Annotated in this window: 17 protein-coding genes; 3 read left to right on the top strand and 14 right to left on the bottom strand. The window is 69.9% G+C overall.

The window, feature by feature from the left end; translation table 11 throughout:
* Positions 1 to 98 precede the first annotated feature (98 nt).
* A complete protein-coding gene (locus EHF32_RS02965; protein WP_137416742.1) occupies positions 99 to 569 on the top strand; it encodes an NUDIX hydrolase in 471 nt (156 codons plus the stop codon).
* The gene (locus tag EHF32_RS02960; RefSeq protein WP_137416741.1) at positions 569 to 1,174 is read left to right on the top strand and encodes a cyclodeaminase/cyclohydrolase family protein; all 606 of its coding nucleotides are present in this window, start codon (positions 569 to 571) and stop codon (positions 1,172 to 1,174) included. Before EHF32_RS02965 ends, EHF32_RS02960 begins: the two co-directional genes overlap by 1 nt.
* A 73-nt stretch (positions 1,175 to 1,247) precedes the next feature.
* Here the strand turns inward: EHF32_RS02960 and EHF32_RS02955 are convergent, their stop codons facing one another.
* From EHF32_RS02955 to murC, 9 genes are all read right to left on the bottom strand, one after another.
* Positions 1,248 to 2,168 (bottom strand): RluA family pseudouridine synthase, encoded by a 921-nt coding sequence (locus tag EHF32_RS02955; protein ID WP_137416740.1) that lies wholly within the window; start codon positions 2,166 to 2,168, stop codon positions 1,248 to 1,250.
* A complete protein-coding gene (lspA, locus tag EHF32_RS02950; protein WP_192900684.1) occupies positions 2,168 to 2,830 on the bottom strand; it encodes a signal peptidase II in 663 nt (220 codons plus the stop codon). Before lspA ends, EHF32_RS02955 begins: the two co-directional genes overlap by 1 nt.
* A gap of 8 nt (positions 2,831 to 2,838) precedes the next feature.
* Positions 2,839 to 3,444, bottom strand: a complete 606-nt coding sequence (locus EHF32_RS02945; protein ID WP_137416738.1) for a DivIVA domain-containing protein — start codon at positions 3,442 to 3,444, stop codon at positions 2,839 to 2,841.
* A gap of 93 nt (positions 3,445 to 3,537) precedes the next feature.
* Positions 3,538 to 3,837, bottom strand: a complete 300-nt coding sequence (locus EHF32_RS02940; RefSeq protein ID WP_137416737.1) for a YggT family protein — start codon at positions 3,835 to 3,837, stop codon at positions 3,538 to 3,540.
* Between the two features lie 6 nt (positions 3,838 to 3,843).
* Positions 3,844 to 4,314 carry a cell division protein SepF gene (locus tag EHF32_RS02935; RefSeq protein WP_137416736.1) on the bottom strand — a complete coding sequence of 157 codons (471 nt, stop codon included), beginning with the start codon at positions 4,312 to 4,314 and terminating at the stop codon, positions 3,844 to 3,846.
* 31 nt (positions 4,315 to 4,345) lie between these two features.
* Positions 4,346 to 5,035 carry a YggS family pyridoxal phosphate-dependent enzyme gene (locus EHF32_RS02930; RefSeq protein WP_137416735.1) on the bottom strand — a complete coding sequence of 230 codons (690 nt, stop codon included), beginning with the start codon at positions 5,033 to 5,035 and terminating at the stop codon, positions 4,346 to 4,348.
* A gap of 65 nt (positions 5,036 to 5,100) precedes the next feature.
* Complete coding sequence (gene ftsZ / locus EHF32_RS02925) at positions 5,101 to 6,273, bottom strand: cell division protein FtsZ (RefSeq protein WP_137416734.1); 1,173 nt, start codon at positions 6,271 to 6,273, stop codon at positions 5,101 to 5,103.
* 183 nt (positions 6,274 to 6,456) lie between these two features.
* Positions 6,457 to 7,461 (bottom strand): FtsQ-type POTRA domain-containing protein, encoded by a 1,005-nt coding sequence (locus EHF32_RS02920; RefSeq protein WP_137416733.1) that lies wholly within the window; start codon positions 7,459 to 7,461, stop codon positions 6,457 to 6,459.
* A gap of 2 nt (positions 7,462 to 7,463) precedes the next feature.
* Positions 7,464 to 8,870 carry a UDP-N-acetylmuramate--L-alanine ligase gene (murC, locus tag EHF32_RS02915; RefSeq protein ID WP_137416732.1) on the bottom strand — a complete coding sequence of 469 codons (1,407 nt, stop codon included), beginning with the start codon at positions 8,868 to 8,870 and terminating at the stop codon, positions 7,464 to 7,466.
* A gap of 104 nt (positions 8,871 to 8,974) precedes the next feature.
* Between murC and EHF32_RS02910 the strand changes: the two genes are divergently transcribed.
* On the top strand, positions 8,975 to 9,340 hold the full coding sequence (locus EHF32_RS02910; RefSeq protein ID WP_137416731.1) for a GntR family transcriptional regulator: 366 nt from the start codon (positions 8,975 to 8,977) through the stop codon (positions 9,338 to 9,340).
* Between the two features lie 7 nt (positions 9,341 to 9,347).
* Here EHF32_RS02910 and EHF32_RS02905 read toward each other — a convergent pair whose 3' ends face one another.
* From EHF32_RS02905 to EHF32_RS02885, 5 genes are read right to left on the bottom strand one after another with little or no spacing between them, the layout of a single operon-like run.
* The gene (locus EHF32_RS02905) at positions 9,348 to 10,418 is read right to left on the bottom strand and encodes a UDP-N-acetylglucosamine--N-acetylmuramyl-(pentapeptide) pyrophosphoryl-undecaprenol N-acetylglucosamine transferase (protein WP_137416730.1); all 1,071 of its coding nucleotides are present in this window, start codon (positions 10,416 to 10,418) and stop codon (positions 9,348 to 9,350) included.
* The gene (ftsW, locus tag EHF32_RS02900) at positions 10,415 to 11,659 is read right to left on the bottom strand and encodes a putative lipid II flippase FtsW (RefSeq protein ID WP_137416729.1); all 1,245 of its coding nucleotides are present in this window, start codon (positions 11,657 to 11,659) and stop codon (positions 10,415 to 10,417) included. Before ftsW ends, EHF32_RS02905 begins: the two co-directional genes overlap by 4 nt.
* Positions 11,610 to 13,169, bottom strand: coding sequence for a UDP-N-acetylmuramoyl-L-alanine--D-glutamate ligase (murD, locus tag EHF32_RS02895; RefSeq protein ID WP_137416728.1), 1,560 nt, complete (start codon positions 13,167 to 13,169; stop codon positions 11,610 to 11,612). The genes ftsW and murD overlap by 50 nt, the downstream gene beginning before the upstream one ends.
* Complete coding sequence (gene mraY / locus EHF32_RS02890; RefSeq protein ID WP_137416727.1) at positions 13,151 to 14,260, bottom strand: phospho-N-acetylmuramoyl-pentapeptide-transferase; 1,110 nt, start codon at positions 14,258 to 14,260, stop codon at positions 13,151 to 13,153. The genes murD and mraY overlap by 19 nt, the downstream gene beginning before the upstream one ends.
* Positions 14,257 to 15,669, bottom strand: coding sequence for a UDP-N-acetylmuramoyl-tripeptide--D-alanyl-D-alanine ligase (locus EHF32_RS02885; RefSeq protein ID WP_137416726.1), 1,413 nt, complete (start codon positions 15,667 to 15,669; stop codon positions 14,257 to 14,259). Before EHF32_RS02885 ends, mraY begins: the two co-directional genes overlap by 4 nt.
* Positions 15,670 to 15,675: the final 6 nt, after the last annotated feature.

Here is a 15,675-nt window from a genome sequence, read left to right as displayed (position 1 = left end):
GCACATGGAGGTGAACGAAGGAGTCTGCCACCTGTCCAGGGTACGCGCAGCCCCCCGACATCGGGCGCCCGATGAGCGCCTTGGACTAGCGTTGCGGCATGGCCACCCCCGAGTTCATCCTCGAACTGCGCCGCATGGTCGGCACGCATCCCCTCACCCTCACGGGCGTGACGGCGGTGATCGTGCACGAGGGCCGCATCCTGCTGGGGCGGCGCAGCGACAACGGCGCGCTGACCCCGATCACGGGGATCGTCGATCCGCACGAGGAGCCCGCCGATGCCGCGCGCCGGGAGGCCGAAGAGGAGGCGGGTGTCCGCATCCGGGTCGATCGCCTCGCCTGGGTGCACCAGATTCCTCGCGTCGTCTACGCGAACGGTGATCAGACGGACTACCTCGACCTCACCTTCCGATGCACATGGCTCGACGGAGACCCGTACCCCGCAGACGGCGAGATGACCGACGTGGGCTGGTACCCGCTCGACGACCTCTCCGGGCTGGATGACGAGATGCGCGCGCGCGTCACCGCGGCACTCGAGGACGGACCGACGCGCTTCGCCGGGGGTCGGTGATGGCCGCGGACGCATTGATGACGCGGACGCTCGACGCGTTCCTCCGAGGGCTGCGCCGGGCGACCGGGAACCCGGGCGGCGGCGCCGCGGGAGGTGTCGTGGCGGCGATCGGCGCGGCGCTCGGGACGATGGTCTGCAACTACACGCCCGGTGAGCCTCGTGCACGCGAACGGGCGCTCGCCCTCGATCTGCTGGGCGATCGACTCGTCGCGGGCGCTGACGCGGACGCCGAGGCCTCGGAGAGGCTGGGCGCGGCGCTCGCGCTGCCCGAGTCCCCGGACCGGTCACCGACGGTGTTCGACGCCGCGACGGATGCCTGCGCCGCATCCGCTGCCCTCGGAGAGCTCGCGCTCGCTCTGGTGCGGGAGCTTCGGACGGTGGCGGATCTGGGCAATCGCCACCTCATGTCGGATCTGGCCGTCGCGGCCGACATCGCCGCCGCGGGTCTCGGCGCCGCCGCGACGAACCTCCGCGGCGGGCTCGAGCTGGCCGCGGCGCACGGCGATCCCACCGCACTGGAGACCGCGCACCGTTCGTTGGTCGACGCGCTGGTGGCCGCCCGCGCCGACATGCGCGCGCTGGCCGACCGCCTCGGCGAGCCCTGACGCTCCCCCTCCCGCGTCGCGCGGTCTCCGTCTCCTGTCTCTGTCTCGCGAGACTGCGCGCGGAAGATGCGGGTCAGTCGCGCCGGAGGATCGCGAGAGCGGCGGCGAGATCCGGCGCGTACTCGGAGGTGAAGGTGACCCATTCCCCGGTCAGCGGATGCGTGAACGAGAGCTCGCGGGCATGGAGCCACTGGCGGGTGAGGCCGAGGCGCGCCGACATCGTGGGATCGGCGCCGTAGAGCGGGTCACCGACGCACGGATGCCGGTGCGCGGCCATGTGCACGCGGATCTGGTGCGTGCGGCCGGTCTCGAGGTGCACTTCGAGCAAGGATGCGCCGGGGAAGGCCTCCAGCGTCTCGTAATGAGTCACCGAGTCCTTGCCCTCGGGGCGGACCGCGAACTTCCAGGAGTGCGACGGATGCCGCCCGATCGGCGCGTCGATCGTGCCCGCGAGGGGGTCGGGGTGTCCCTGGACGACGGTGTGGTAGATCTTCTCGACCTCGCGCTCCTTGAACGCGCGCTTCAGCGCGGTGTAGGCGCTCTCGGTCTTCGCGACCACCATGAGGCCGCTGGTGCCGACATCCAGGCGGTGCACGACGCCCTGCCGCTCGGCGGCACCGGTCGTCGCGATTCGATAGCCGCCGGCCGCGAGAGCACCGAGCACGGTCGGACCGTCCCACCCTAGGGAGGGATGCGCCGCCACGCCCGACGGCTTGTCGACCACCACGATGTCGTCGTCGTCGTGGACGATGCCGAGATCCGGCACCTCGACGGGAACGACCTCGGGCTCGCGTTTGGGCTCCCAACTCACCGAGAGCCACCCGCCGGCACGCAGGCGGTCAGAGCGTCCGACGATCCGGCCGTCGAGCTCCACGCCGCCGGCGTCGGCGATCTCTGCAGCGAACGTCCGTGAGAAGCCGAGCATCTTCGCGAGCGCGGCGTCGACACGGACGCCGTCGAGCCCGTCGGGAACGGGCAGGCTGCGCGACTCCATCAGCTCTCGCGGCGGCCGTCACCCGCCGCCGGCGGAGCGCCCGCGTCGGGGTCTGCCGTGGGGAACAGCGGATCGCGCAGCTCACCGGTGCCGAGCGGCGTCGCGTCGCCCGACTCGGACGCATCCTCGGCCTGCGGAGCGGCATTCGAGCGACGCTCGCGCGTCCCGTCGAAACGAAGTCCGACGAGGACGAGCAGGGCGACGGAGATCATCATCGTCACGATGAAGATGTCGGCGACGTTGTAGATCGCGGGCATCATCCACGGCGTCGAGATGTAGTCGATCACGTGGCCGACCGCGAATCCGGGTTCGCGGAACAAGCGGTCAGTGAGGTTGCCCAGGACACCGCCGAGCAGCAGACCCAGAACGACCGCCCAGATCCGAGAGCGGATGCGGCGAGCGATGACCACGATGGCCACGGCGACAGCCGCCATCGCGATCGTGAAGATCCAGGTCACACCCTCGCCCAGCGAGAACGCGGCCCCGGGATTTCGCACGAGGTAGAAGATCAGGAAGTCCCCGATGACGGGCACCGGCTGCTCCGGGGGCAGCTGGGCGATCGCGAGGAGCTTCGCAAACTGGTCGGCGGCCAGCACCAGCACCGCGAGAGACGCGATGATGATGCCGGCCGCCGCCTGACGCAGGGGTCGTCGGTCCGACAAGGCCTTACTCAGAGACCGATGGCCGAGACGGGCGTGCTGGACGAACCGCTGGGCGAGGTCTCGAGGTCGCGGAGCTTGCCCTCGATGAAGCTGCGCAGCTCGGCGCGGTAGTCGCGCTCGAACTGACGGAGCTCGGTGATGCGGGCCTCGAGCGCCTTGCGCTCCTTCTCCTGGCGGGCGATCTCGTCACGACCCTTGGCCTCGGCCTCGGCGACGATGGTCGCGGCCTGAGCCTGGGCGTCGGCGATGAGCTGGTCGCGCTGCGCCTTGCCCTCGGCGACGTGCTCGTCGTGCAGACGCTGCGCGAGCTCGATGATGCCGGCGGTGGCTGCGGCACCCTCGGCGGGAGCCGGAGCCGGAGCGGGGGTCGGAGCGGGAGCCGGCGTCTCTGCGACGGGCTCCTCGACGACGGTCTCCGCAGCAGCGGGAGCGGCGGGGGCGCCGGACTCGAGGGCCGCGACCTTCGCCTTCAGCTCATCGTTCTCGGCGATGGTCTTACGCCATTCGACGACGATCTCGTCGAGGAAGTCGTCGACCTCGTCCGGGTCGAAGCCCTCCTTGAACCGGACGTGCTGGAACTGCTTGGTGACGACGTCATCCGGAGTCAATGCCATGATGATTCCTCTTTCGGGGCGTGGCGGCGTGCCGATTTCAGGGGGATGATGCCCGCGGACGGGCCGCTTCAGCCAAGCATAGTCGGCCGTGAATCACCTTGCGAGGGAACCGGTGACCGACAGCAGGATGAAACAGAGCAGCATCGTCAGCGTGAACGCGAAGTCGATCGCGATCGGGCCGACGCGCAGCGGGGGGATGAAACGACGGAACAGCTTGATGGGCGGGTCCGTGACCGTGTAGACGAGCTCAGCGGCCACGAGACCCGCACCGCTAGGGCGCCATTCGCGGTTGAAGATGGGGATGTAATCCAGCACCAACCGCGCGAACAGCACCAGCAGGTAGATCAGCAGCAGGATGTTCGCGATCGAGGCGACGAGGCGGACGACCTCCACGACGCGTTACTGCTGTGCAGCGAACGGCGTCGCTTCGGGGTCGGCCTGCGCGACGGCTCCGTCGCCCGAGACGGCGACGTTCTCCGGCGAGAGCAGGAACACCTTGCTCGTCACGCGCTCGATGCGGCCGTAGAGGCCCAGCGAGAGTCCGCTCGCGAAGTCGATGAGACGGCGCGCGTCGGCGTCGCTCATCTGCGACAGGTTGATGATGACCGGCACGCCCTCGCGGAAGTTCTCGGCGATGATCTGGGCATCGCGGTACTGCTTGGGGTGCACGGTGAGAATCTCGGTCACCGCGCCGACGGACGGCTGACGGACGACCGCGGGGCGGTGGATGGGGGTCACGGGCGCGGCTTTCTCGACGACCTGCTCGGGCTTGCTGCGGCGCTCGCGCACCGGAGCGGGCTGCTCCTCGTAGACCTCTTCCTCGTCAGCGAGGCCCAGGTAGACCATGGTCTTCTTCAGCGGGTTCGACATCGCATCCTCCGTTTGCTCGTCCTCTTCGAGGCTAACCGTGTAGCGGGCGCGGACCCGTGATTGCCGACCCGATCCGCAGGTGTGTCGCGCCCGCGGCGATCGCTTCGACGAAATCACCGGTCATCCCGGCGGAGATCCAGCTCGCCGCGGGCTCGAGTCGGCGCACGCGCGCAGCGTACTCGGCCACGCGGGCGAAAGCCGCGGCGGGTTCTTCGTCCAGCGGCGCCACCGCCATCACCCCGCGCAGGCGGAGGGTGTCGCAACCGAGGACATGCTCGACCAGCGCCTCGAGATCGCCCGGGGCGACTCCCCCGCGTCCGGGGTCGTCGGTGAGGTTGACCTGCACCAGCACATCGAGCGGGGTGTCACCTTCGCCGCCCGCGCGCTGCAGCGCGTCGGCGAGGCGCGCGCGATCGATCGTGTGCACGGCGGATGCGGCATCGCGGATAGCGCGCGCCTTGTTGGTCTGGGCCTGACCGATGAAGTGCCAGACGAGATCCAGGAGGTCGGACGTCTCCTCGCGCTTCGTCGACAGCTCCTGCTGACGGTTCTCCCCCACCTCGCGCACGCCGAGCGCGTGAAGCTCGCGCACGAGCGACGCGGGGTGGAACTTGGTGACCACGATCCGGGTGATGTCGGTCGCGTCTCGGCCTGCGGCTCGCGCCGCATCCGCGATGCGCTCGTCGATCGATGCCAGACGGGATGCGAGGGTGTCGCCCACTCGTCCTCCAGGAGAATCGGAACGGGCGGGTCGCGGATGTCCGCGACCCGCCCGTTGCGTGCGGCTTACTTCAGGAAGTCGGGGATGTCGAGGTCGTCATCGCCGAAGGCGGAGTCGTACGAGGACGACTCCGACACACCCGCGGTGACGGGTACGGCCGGCGGCTCCTCCACGGCGGGAGCCGGGGTCGACGCGGCGGCTTCCTCGGCGGCGACGGCCGGCGCGGCCGGCGTCGTGAGCGGATTGACCGCGGGGCGCGTCGCCGTGACGGGCTCGAGGCGCGGGCTGGGCTCGCCGCCGTCGAATCCCGCCGCGATGACCGTCACGCGCACCTCGTCGCCGAGGGTGTCGTCGATGACGGTACCGAAGATGATGTTCGCCTCCGGGTGCGCCGCTTCCTTCACGAGCTGCGCCGCATCGTTGATCTCGAAGATGCCGAGGTTCGAACCGCCCTGGATGGACAGCAGCACACCGTGCGCACCCTCGATCGACGCTTCGAGCAACGGCGACTCGACGGCCAGCTCGGCAGCCTTGATGGCGCGGTCCGCGCCGCGAGAGGATCCGATGCCCATGAGGGCGGAGCCGGCCCCCTGCATGACGGACTTCACGTCGGCGAAGTCGAGGTTGATGAGACCCGGGGTCGTGATGAGGTCCGTGATGCCCTGCACACCGGCGAGCAGCACCTGGTCCGCGGTGGCGAAGGCCTCGATCATCGAGATGCCCCGGTCGCTGATCTCCAGCAGACGGTCGTTGGGGACGACGATGAGGGTGTCGACCTCTTCCTTCAGCTTCGCGACGCCCGCTTCGGCCTGGCTCTGGCGACGACGGCCCTCGAAGGAGAACGGCTTGGTGACGACACCGATCGTCAGGGCGCCGATCGACTTGGCGATGCGTGCCACCACGGGCGCGCCGCCCGTGCCGGTCCCGCCGCCCTCGCCGGCGGTCACGAAGACCATGTCGGCACCGGCCAGCGCCTCCTCGATCTCCTCGGCGTGATCCTCGGCGGCACGTCGTCCGACCTCGGGATCCGCTCCCGCTCCGAGACCGCGCGTGAGTTCGCGACCGACGTCGAGCTTGACGTCCGCGTCGCTCATCAGCAGCGCCTGGGCGTCGGTGTTCACCGCGATGAACTCCACTCCGCGCAGACCCAGCTCGATCATCCGATTGACGGCGTTGACTCCACCGCCACCCACCCCGACGACCTTGATGACCGCGAGGTAGTTCTGGTTCTGGCTCATCCCAGCCCTTTCGTCTCGTTGAACCGACGTCCCTACCGAAGCGTTGAACCTTAAACCTCATGTAAAGGGTTAAAGTATTGCCCGGTATGCAATTCCTGAATCGAAGGTATGCGCCGCACGTCGTGGCGCCCGCAGGCGCGCGGGCGTGTCGCCCAAGTCCCTCGGGATTCGTCGCCGCAGACGTCAGCGGATGACGGGGACCTCGGGCGAGGAGACGTCGTAGACGGCCACGCCGTCCGGTGGCCGCGTCGCCGTCAGCTTCTGGAGCACCAGCGCCTTGAGGGCGGACTCGTCCGCGCTCCCCCACACCACGCGCGTGTTCGTCCCCCCGAGGGTGAGCGTCACATCGTCGGCGGTCTTCGCCTCGACCTGCGTCACCTGCGCGCGCAGATCGGCCGGCAGGGCGCGCATCGTCCTGCCGATCGCGGCGAACGCGACCCCGTCCTCACCCCCCGCCGCGTCGACGAGGGGGTATCCCGCGGGCGGTGTCGGCGAGGTCGAGAGCGCGACACCGGCCGCATCCACGAGGGTGTAGCCGGCCGCACCGGAGATCACCCCGATCGGCGTCCGCTCCACGATCCGCACGACGAGCTCATGCGGCGGGCGTGCTTCCAGCGTGTAGCTCTCCACGAGCGGGAACGCCACGAGCGCCGCCTTGATCGAGGACGTGTCGATCGCGGCGAGCGGGGTGCCGCGCTGATCGTCGAGAGCGGCCTCGACATCGGCGGCCGCCAGCTGCGACGTCCCCACGACGGTGATCTGCTGCACCGCGAACAGCGGGCTGTAGGCCGCACCGACGGTCGCGATCGTGACGAGCCCGAGAGACGCGGCGACGCTCAGCCAGATGATGCGCCGACGGCGCTGGCGGACCGTGAACCGTCGGACCTCGGCTCGCAGCGCCTTGCGGCGGGAGCGGGCGGCGCGCCACACGTCACGCCACCCGACGGGGGCCGTATCCGTGTCGGCGCGTGCGGCGTCCTCACCGTCGGCGGTCGGCGCCGCGTCGGTCATCGGGGCCGCGGGCGGGCCCTGGTTCAGGAACAGCGGCGCGATCGGCGCCGTCTCCTGGACATCCTCGCCCGCGTCGGGGCGAGGAGTCTCCTCGCGCGGCGGCTTCGCCGGGCGCGCGCGCAGGGGCGCGTCGGCGGGCTTCCCGCCTTGCGGCGGCAACGGCGCGGGTCGACGCATTCTCAGTCCTCGGGCGTCGCCGAGGCGGAGAGCGCGCTGAGCACCTGCGGAATGATCTGGTACACGTTCCCGCAGCCGAGCGTGATGACGAAGTCACCCTCACGGGCGATCTCGGCGGTGTAGTCGGCGGCCTCCTGCCAGTCGGCGACATAGTGCACACGCGCGGCGTCGACGAACGCGTCGCTGACGAGCTCTCCCGTCACGCCGGGGATCGGATCCTCGCGGGCTCCGTAGACGTCGAGCACGACCGTGTGATCGGCGAGTTCCTCGAGCACGCGGGCGAACTCGCCCGACATGAGCTGCGTGCGCGAGTACGTGTGCGGCTGGTGGAGCGCGATCAACCGCCCCGAGCCCACGACCGTGCGCGCGGCGCTCAGCGCGGCCTGCACCTCGGTCGGGTGATGCGCGTAATCGTCGTAGACGCTCACACCGCGCTCGACGCCGTGCAGCTCGAATCGGCGTACGGTGCCCGAGAATCCGGCGACGGCCCGCACGGCGTCGGCGAACGCGTATCCCAGCGCGAGGAGGACGGCGATCGCGCCGGCCGCGTTGATGGCGTTGTGCTCGCCCGGAACGGAGAGCGACACACGCTCAGACTGCCCCTCGAAGCTCACGGTGAACGACACCGCTGCCGCGGCGTCGATGTCGGTCGCGCGCACATCCGCGCTCTCGTCTGCGCCGAAGCTCAGCACGTTCTCGTGCCGGATGCGGGCGCGCACGTCACGGGCACCGGGGTCGTCGGATGAGATCACGACGGCCTCGGAGGCCTCGTCGGCGAAGCGGACGAAGCCGTCGAAGAAAGCCTCACGACTTCCCCAGTGATCGAGGTGATCGGGGTCGACGTTCGTGATGAGCGCGACCGAGGTGTCGTACAGCAGGAACGTGCCGTCGGACTCGTCCGCCTCGATGACGAAGAGGTCGTCCGCGCCAGAGCCGCTGGATGTTCCGAGTTGTGCGATGACGCCGCCGTTGACGTAATTCGGGTCGGCGCCGAGCGACTGCAACGCTGTGACGATCATCCCGGTCGAGGTTGTCTTGCCGTGCGCCCCCGCGACGGCCACCAGCGGGCGGGACCCGATGAGCCAATGCAACGCCTGCGAGCGGTGGATGACGCTCAGACCGCGCTCCTTGGCCGTGACGAATTCCGGGTTCTCCGGCCAGATGGCGCCGGTGTGCACCACCGTGTCCGCATCCCCGAGGTGGGCGGCGTCGTGCCCCACGTGCACGTCGGCGCCGGCCGCGGCGAGCTCACGCAGCGCGCGGGAGTCGGCGCGGTCCGACCCGGACACGCGGATGCCGCGCTCGAGGAACATCTTCGCGAGTCCGGACATCCCGGATCCGCCGATGCCGATGAAATGGGCCGCCGTGATGTCGGCGGGCAGGGGAAGGCTCAGGTCGGGTCTGATCATGACCGTCAAAGTCTACGTTCGCCCCGTCCGAGCACGGCTCCGGCGCGCGCGGACGGAGCCGGTCCGCATTGACGACGCTCTGCGCCGACGCTACGAAGGAGAGCATGCTCTCGCTGAACGTCGACGCGACTCTTGCCGAACCGCCCTACGCGCAGTTGCGCTCGCAGATCGTCAGCGCGATCTCCGCGGGCTCGCTCGCCCCGGGCGCGAAGCTGCCCACCGTGCGAGCGCTCGCCGACCGGCTCGGCGTGGCGCCCGGGACGGTGGCGCGCGCGTACAAGGAGCTCGAGGCCGACGGCGTGATCGAGACGCGAGGGCGTGCGGGGACGTTCGTGTCGTTCGCGGAGGATCCGCTGCGCGGCCAGGCCCAGCGGGCCGCGACGGCGTACGCCGCACACGTCCGTTCGCTCGGCATCACCGAGGAGGACGCGGTCACGCTCGTGACCGACGCACTGAGCGCGATGCGCTGAGTCCGGTTCAGGCCCGCGCGCGGTCGATCAGCGCGATGACGTTCTCCGTGCCATGGCGCGTGCCGACGCCGACCGATGCCTCCCGCATCCGTGCGATGCGGGAGCGATCCGAGATGAGCGGCAGGATCTCGGAGCGCACACGGTCGGCGTCCAGGTCGGCATCCGGGATCAGTACCGCCGCTCCCGCGGCGACGGCGGATGCGGCATTCAGGCTCTGCTCGCCGTTGCCGACCGCATACGGCACGTACACGGCGGGGATGCCGAGCGCGCTGATCTCGCTGACCGTCGCCGCTCCCGAGCGGGAGACGATCGCATCGGCGACCGCGAAGGCGTAGTCCATCCGGTCGATGTAACGTCGCACGACGTAGCCGCGCACCGCCGGGTCGGGGAGCTCCGAGCGCTCCCCGGTGATGTGCAGCAGTTGCCAGCCCGCGGCGAGCACGTCCTCGTAGGCGGCGCCGAACGCGTCGTTCAGCCGCTGTGCGCCGAGCGAACCGCCGAAGACGAGAAGGGTGGGACGCGCGGGGTCGAGGCCGAACGAGGCGGCGGCCTGAGGCCGCAGCGCTGCGGTGTCGAGCGACACGATCTCTCGGCGCAACGGCATCCCGACGACCTCGGAGCGGCGCAGCGGCGTCCCCTCGAAAGCCACCCCTACGGCGGCGGCGCGACGCGCCCCGAGGACGTTCGCCAGACCGGGCTTCGCGTTCGCCTCGTGGACGACCACGGGAACACCCGCGCGCCGAGCGGCGACGTACGCGGGAGCCGCGGCGTACCCGCCGAACCCGACCACGACGTCGACGCCGCGCTCGCGGATGTAGCCGCGCACCTGCGCCACGGCACGCCGCCAACGGGCGGGAAAGCGCAGGGCGGCGGCGTTCGGACGGCGCGGGAAGGGAACCTTGTCGACGATGAGAAGCTCGTAGCCGCGCGCCGGGACCAGGCGGGACTCGAGCCCTTCGCGAGTGCCCAGCACGAGGATCTGCGCATCCGGCTCGCGCTCGCGGAGCCCATCGGCGACCGCGAGCAGGGGATTCACGTGGCCGGCGGTGCCGCCGCCGGCGAGGAGATACGTCGTCACCGGGTGATTGTGCCACGAGGCGACGGGGATGCCGCTGAGCGCGCCCGGGGCGGGATGGTGCGCGCGAACGAGAGCAGAACACCGCAGGCTATGAGCACGGACATGAGCGAGGTCCCGCCCTGCGAGAGGAACGGTAAGGGGACGCCGAAGACGGGCAGAAGTCGCAGCACGACGCCGATGTTGAGCAACGCCTGGCCGATGATCCAGACGGTGATGGCGCCGGCCGCGATCCGCACGAACGGATCGTCGGTCTTGCGCACGATGTGGAACGCGCCGACGGCGAAGATCGCGAAGAGGATGAGCACGACGATGCAGCCGATGAGCCCCAGCTCCTCGCCGACGATCGCGAAGATGTAGTCGTTCGCGGCCGCGGGCAGCCAGCTGTACTTCTCTTTCGAGTTGCCCAGGCCCACACCGAACACGCCTCCCCCAGCCAGACCCCAGATGCCGTGCAGCGGCTGGTAGCAGTCGCCGTAGTAGTCGGCGAGGCAGTCGTTGGAGAGGAAGCTCATGTACCGACGCATGCGGTCCGGGCTCGAGATCGCGAAGTAGGCGACCCCGCCCGCGAAGAGCAGGAGCGGAAGCAGGAAGACCCGCAGCTTCACACCGGAGAAGAACAGACCCGCGAGCATGATGAGCACGAGGATGATCGCGGTCCCGAGGTCGTGACCGGCCATGACCGTGCCGATGACGGCGATGCCCACCGGAACGGCGGGGATGAAGACGTGGCGCCAGTCGGCCAGTAGTGTGCGCTTGCGATAGAGGATGTATCCCAGCCAGATCGCGAGCGTGACCTTCAGGAACTCCGACGGCTGCGCCTGCAGGCCGGCGATGCGGATCCAGTTCTGATTGCCGTCGTTCGTGATGCCCAGCGGAGTGAACACGAGCAGCTGGAAGACCGTCGCCCCGATGAGAGCCGGCCATGCCATGCGCTTCCAGAACCGCAGGGGCATGCGAGACGCCAGGAACATGAGCGGGATGCCGATCAGGGCGAACACGCCCTGTTTGATCACGGCGTCGTAGGGTCCGCCGCCCGCGTCCTCGCTCGTCGCCGACGTGGCGGAGAGCACCATCACGAGCCCGAAGCCGGTGAGGATCAGCGCCGTCGACGCGATGAGGAGGAACTCGCTCGGAACCGGAGCGAAGACGCGTCCGAGAGAGACCCGTGCGGCCAGTCCCCGCTTCGCGGGCTCAGGCTCCTGCGGGAGGGGCCTGGTCCTCGTCGTGTCGACCACCCGCATCCCTTCCGATCCTCGTGCGCACGGCTTCCGCGAAGCGCGTCCCGCGGTCCGCATAGGACGTGAACTGATCGAAGGATGCGGCGGCGGGGGCGAGCAGAACCACGTCCCCGTCGTGCGCGATCTCCGTCGCCAGCTCGACGACCTGCGCCATGACGTCTTCAGTCTCCGTGTCAACGACCTCGAAGACGGGAACCGCGGGCGCGTGTCGCGCGAACGCCGCCAGCACCTCGGTGCGGTCGACGCCGATGACGACGGCGGCTTTCGCCAGGACGCCGCGCGTGGCGACGAGATCCGAGACGTCCACGCCCTTCAGTTGACCGCCGACGATCCAGATGGCGCCGGGGTATGCCGCGAGCGAAGAGGCGGCGGCGTGCGGGTTCGTGGCCTTGGAGTCATCGACCCAGGTCACGCCCGCCGAGGTGGCGACGATCTCGATGCGGTGGGGGTCGAGCCGGAACCGGGCGAGCGCCTCACGGATCGCGGCGGGCTCGGCACCGACCGACCGGGCGAGCGCCGCGGCGGCGAGCACATTGGCGACCATATGGGGCGCGGCGAGCTGCTGGCGGGAGAGCTCCTCGACAGTCGTGAGCTCGAGGGCGCTGTTGCGGCGGTCGTCGAGGAAGGCCCGATCGACGAGAATGCCCTCCACGACGCCGAGGTCGCTGGGCCCCGGCATCCCGAGGTCGAAGCCGATGGCGCGCGCGCCGTCCACGACGTCGGCCTCCTCGACCATCAGCCGCGTGGCCTCATCGGCCTTGTTGTAGACGCAGGCCATGCGCGTGTGGGAGTAGACGACGGCCTTCGCGTCACGGTACGCGGCGAACGACCCGTGCCACTGCAGGTGGTCGTCGGCCAGGTTGAGGCACACGCTGGCCCACGGCGACACGGGCTCGGGCCCCGCCTGCAGCGAGAGGTACCAGAGCTGATGACTGGACACCTCGACGACGAGAACGTCGAAGCCGGCGGGGTCGCGCACCGCATCCAGCACCGGCACTCCGATGTTGCCGACGGGCGCGACGCGGTAACCCGCGGTCTGCAGCATCGTCGCGGTCAGTCGCGTGGTCGTCGTCTTGCCGTTGGTGCCCGTGACGAGGATCCACTCGTGCGGGGAGCCGTCCGGGCGTCGCACCTTGTCGCGCACACGCCAAGCCAACTCCAGGTCGCCCCAGAGCGCGATGCCCTCGGAGCGGGTCCAGGAGATGACCGGGTGATGCGGCGCGAAGCCGGGCGAGGCCACGACGAGGTCGGGGCGGTGCGCGACCAGCGCCTCCGGAACCGTCTCCAGCGGGCCGGTCCAAAGACCCGCGCCGATGACCGGCAGCAGCCGCGCGTACTCCTCGTCGGCGCTCTCGCTGACCACGAGCACGTCGGCGCCGAGTTCAGCCAGGGTGTCGGCGACCGAGAATCCGGTCATCGACAGGCCGAGCACGACGACGCGCAGCCCCTTCCAGTCGGCGTGCCAGCTGTTCAGGGTGTCCAGACGAGCGTCGGTCACGATCGCACGAGCCATTCCACGTAGAAGAGGCCGACACCCGTCAGCGCCAGCAGGCCAGCGATGATCCACATCCGCACCACGATCGTGATCTCGGGCCAGCCGCGCATCTCGAGATGGTGGTGGAGAGGGCTCATCAGGAACAGGCGCTTGCCGCGCGTGAGCTTGAAATAGAACCGCTGCAGGATGACGGATCCCGATGCGATGACGTAGACACCGGCGATGACCGCGAGCAGGATCTCGGTGCGGCTGAGGATCGCGAGAGCGACGATCACACCGCCGATCGACATCGAGCCCACGTCGCCCATGAAGACGCGCGCCTTGGGTGCGTTCCACCAGAGGAAGCCGACGAGCGCGCCGATGAAGGACGCGGCGATGATCGCGAGATCGAAGGGGTCGCGGGTCTGATAGCAGGCGTCCTGCAGTCCGCGGCTGATCGCGTCGAGGTCGCACGGTTGCTTGAACTGCCAGAAGGAGATGAGGGCCAGAGCGCTCGTGACGAAGATTCCGGAGCCGGCGGCGAGGCCGTCGAGACCGTCGGCGACGTTGACCGAGTTCGACGCGGCGACGCCGAGGAAGGCGATCCACGCCAGATAGAGCACCCATCCGACGACGGCACCCAGCGCCATGAAGGAGAGCACCGGGATGTCGCGGAACAGTGAGACGAAGGGGCTCGCCGGCGTCTGTCCGTCGCTGTTCGGGAAGCTCAGTCCGACGATGCCGAACGGGACGACGACCAGGATCTGGCCGATGATCTTGCGCCAGCCGGAGAGTCCGAGGCTGTTCTGGCGACGCACCTTCATGAAATCGTCGATGAATCCGACGACGCCGAAGCCGACCATCATCCAGATGACGAGCAGACCGGAGATCGTGGGCGGGTTGCCGCCCGCGTAGGTGCCGATGAAGTAGCCGACGAGGCTGCCCACGATGAAGATCGTGCCGCCCATCGTGACCGTGCCGCGCTTCGCGCCGTGACTCGGGTTGTGCTCGTTCTCCGGGGTGCGGATCACCTGACCCCACCCCCACGCCCGGAACAGCCGCAGGAAGACGGGCGTCAGGAACAGGGTGAAGGCGAGCGAGATCGCGGCGGCTGTCAGGAGTGATCTCACGAGAACGATTCTCCCAGACGGTCGCCGAGGAAGCGGAGCCCGGCGGAGTTGGAGGACTTCACGAGCACGCGGTCGCCGTCTCGCAGTTCCCCCATGAGGTAGCTGTATGCGGCATCCGCGTCGTCGAAGAACACGGCCTCGTCGCTCCACGAGCCCTCGGCGACCGCGGCGAGGTACATGCGCCGCGCGGCCTGACCGATGATGACGATGCGCGGGATGCGCAGACGGACGGCGAGCTCGCCGATGCGATCGTGCTCCTCCCCCGCGTACTCGCCGAGTTCGCTCATCGCGCCGAGGACGGCGACCATCCGCTCCTCCGGCGCGGTGATCTGCGCCAGGGTGCGCAGTGCCGCGACCATCGAGTCGGGGCTCGCGTTGTAGGCGTCGTTGATGATGCGCACGCGATCGGAGCCCAGCGGTTGCATGCGCCACCGCTCGGCGAGCTCCACCGACTCCAGGCGGGTCACGACATCGTCGATCGCGACCCCGAGGGCGGTCGCGGCCGCTGCCGCGGCGAGGGCGTTCATCACGTGGTGGGCGCCGAGGACGCGCAGCGCCACCAGGCGGCTCTCCCCGTCGATCGTGAGGACGAACCGGGTGCCGGACGCGGTGACCTCGACGTCGCTGCCGCGCACGGCGGCATCCTCGCCGAGACCGAACCAGCGCACACCGGCGGACTGTTCGGCCGCGATGGGGGCCATGGCCCGTACGCGCGCGTCGTCGACGTTGAGCACGGCGAGTCCGCCCGGGCGCAGCGCCCGCACGAGCTCGCTCTTGGCGTGGAAGGTGGCCTCGATACCGCCGAATCCGCCGGCGTGAGCCATGCCCACCATCAGCACGACGCCCATGTCGGGTTCGACGAGCCCTGCCAGGTGTGCGATCGCGCCGGGAGCGCTCGCACCGAATTCGCTCACCAGGAAGCGCGTGTCGTGGCTGACGCGCAGCATCGTGAGCGGGGCGCCGACCTCGTTGTTGAACGAGGCGCGGGGAGCGACGGTCTCGCCCTCCGGCTCCAGGATGCGGGCGAGCAGGTTCTTGGTGGTCGTCTTGCCGTTGGAGCCGGTGATCCCCACGATCCGCAGGCGCCCGCCGGCGCGCACTTCGGCGACGACGGCGCGCGCGAGGTCCGCGAGAGCGGCGACGGCGTCGGGCACGACGATCTGGGACACCGAGGTGTCGACCGGGCGCTCGACGATCGCGAGGACGGCGCCGAGGGAGACGGCCGCGTCGACGAACAGATGCCCGTCGGTCACTTCGCCGGGCTTCGCTACGAAGATGCCGCCCGGGCGCATCTGACGCGAGTCGGTGTCGACGTCGCCGGAGACGACGGTGCCGGCATCGTCCGAGCCGGCGGGGAGCAGAGTGCCGCCGAGGATCTCGGCGATGCGGGAGAGTGTGAGTGCGATCATGTCCTG

The organism is Microbacterium sp. RG1, from assembly GCF_005347485.1.
Taxonomy (GTDB): domain Bacteria; phylum Actinomycetota; class Actinomycetes; order Actinomycetales; family Microbacteriaceae; genus Microbacterium; species Microbacterium binotii_A.
Note: the sequence above shows the minus strand (reverse complement) of the source record. Positions and strands in the feature narration are given on the sequence as shown.

Bases quoted from the DNA above. Each gene is read 5' to 3' on its own strand.
- EHF32_RS02965 (WP_137416742.1), top strand. From the start codon at position 99: ATGGCCACCCCCGAGTTCATCCTCGAACTGCGCCGCATGGTCGGCACG.
- EHF32_RS02960 (WP_137416741.1), top strand. From the start codon at position 569: ATGGCCGCGGACGCATTGATGACGCGGACGCTCGACGCGTTCCTCCGA.
- EHF32_RS02955 (WP_137416740.1), bottom strand. From the start codon at position 2,168: ATGGAGTCGCGCAGCCTGCCCGTTCCCGACGGGCTCGACGGCGTCCGT.
- EHF32_RS02945 (WP_137416738.1), bottom strand. From the start codon at position 3,444: ATGGCATTGACTCCGGATGACGTCGTCACCAAGCAGTTCCAGCACGTC.
- EHF32_RS02935 (WP_137416736.1), bottom strand. From the start codon at position 4,314: ATGTCGAACCCGCTGAAGAAGACCATGGTCTACCTGGGCCTCGCTGAC.
- ftsZ (WP_137416734.1), bottom strand. From the start codon at position 6,273: ATGAGCCAGAACCAGAACTACCTCGCGGTCATCAAGGTCGTCGGGGTG.
- EHF32_RS02920 (WP_137416733.1), bottom strand. From the start codon at position 7,461: ATGCGTCGACCCGCGCCGTTGCCGCCGCAAGGCGGGAAGCCCGCCGAC.
- murC (WP_137416732.1), bottom strand. From the start codon at position 8,870: ATGATCAGACCCGACCTGAGCCTTCCCCTGCCCGCCGACATCACGGCG.
- EHF32_RS02910 (WP_137416731.1), top strand. From the start codon at position 8,975: ATGCTCTCGCTGAACGTCGACGCGACTCTTGCCGAACCGCCCTACGCG.
- ftsW (WP_137416729.1), bottom strand. From the start codon at position 11,659: ATGCGGGTGGTCGACACGACGAGGACCAGGCCCCTCCCGCAGGAGCCT.
- murD (WP_137416728.1), bottom strand. From the start codon at position 13,169: ATGGCTCGTGCGATCGTGACCGACGCTCGTCTGGACACCCTGAACAGC.
- EHF32_RS02885 (WP_137416726.1), bottom strand. From the start codon at position 15,669: ATGATCGCACTCACACTCTCCCGCATCGCCGAGATCCTCGGCGGCACT.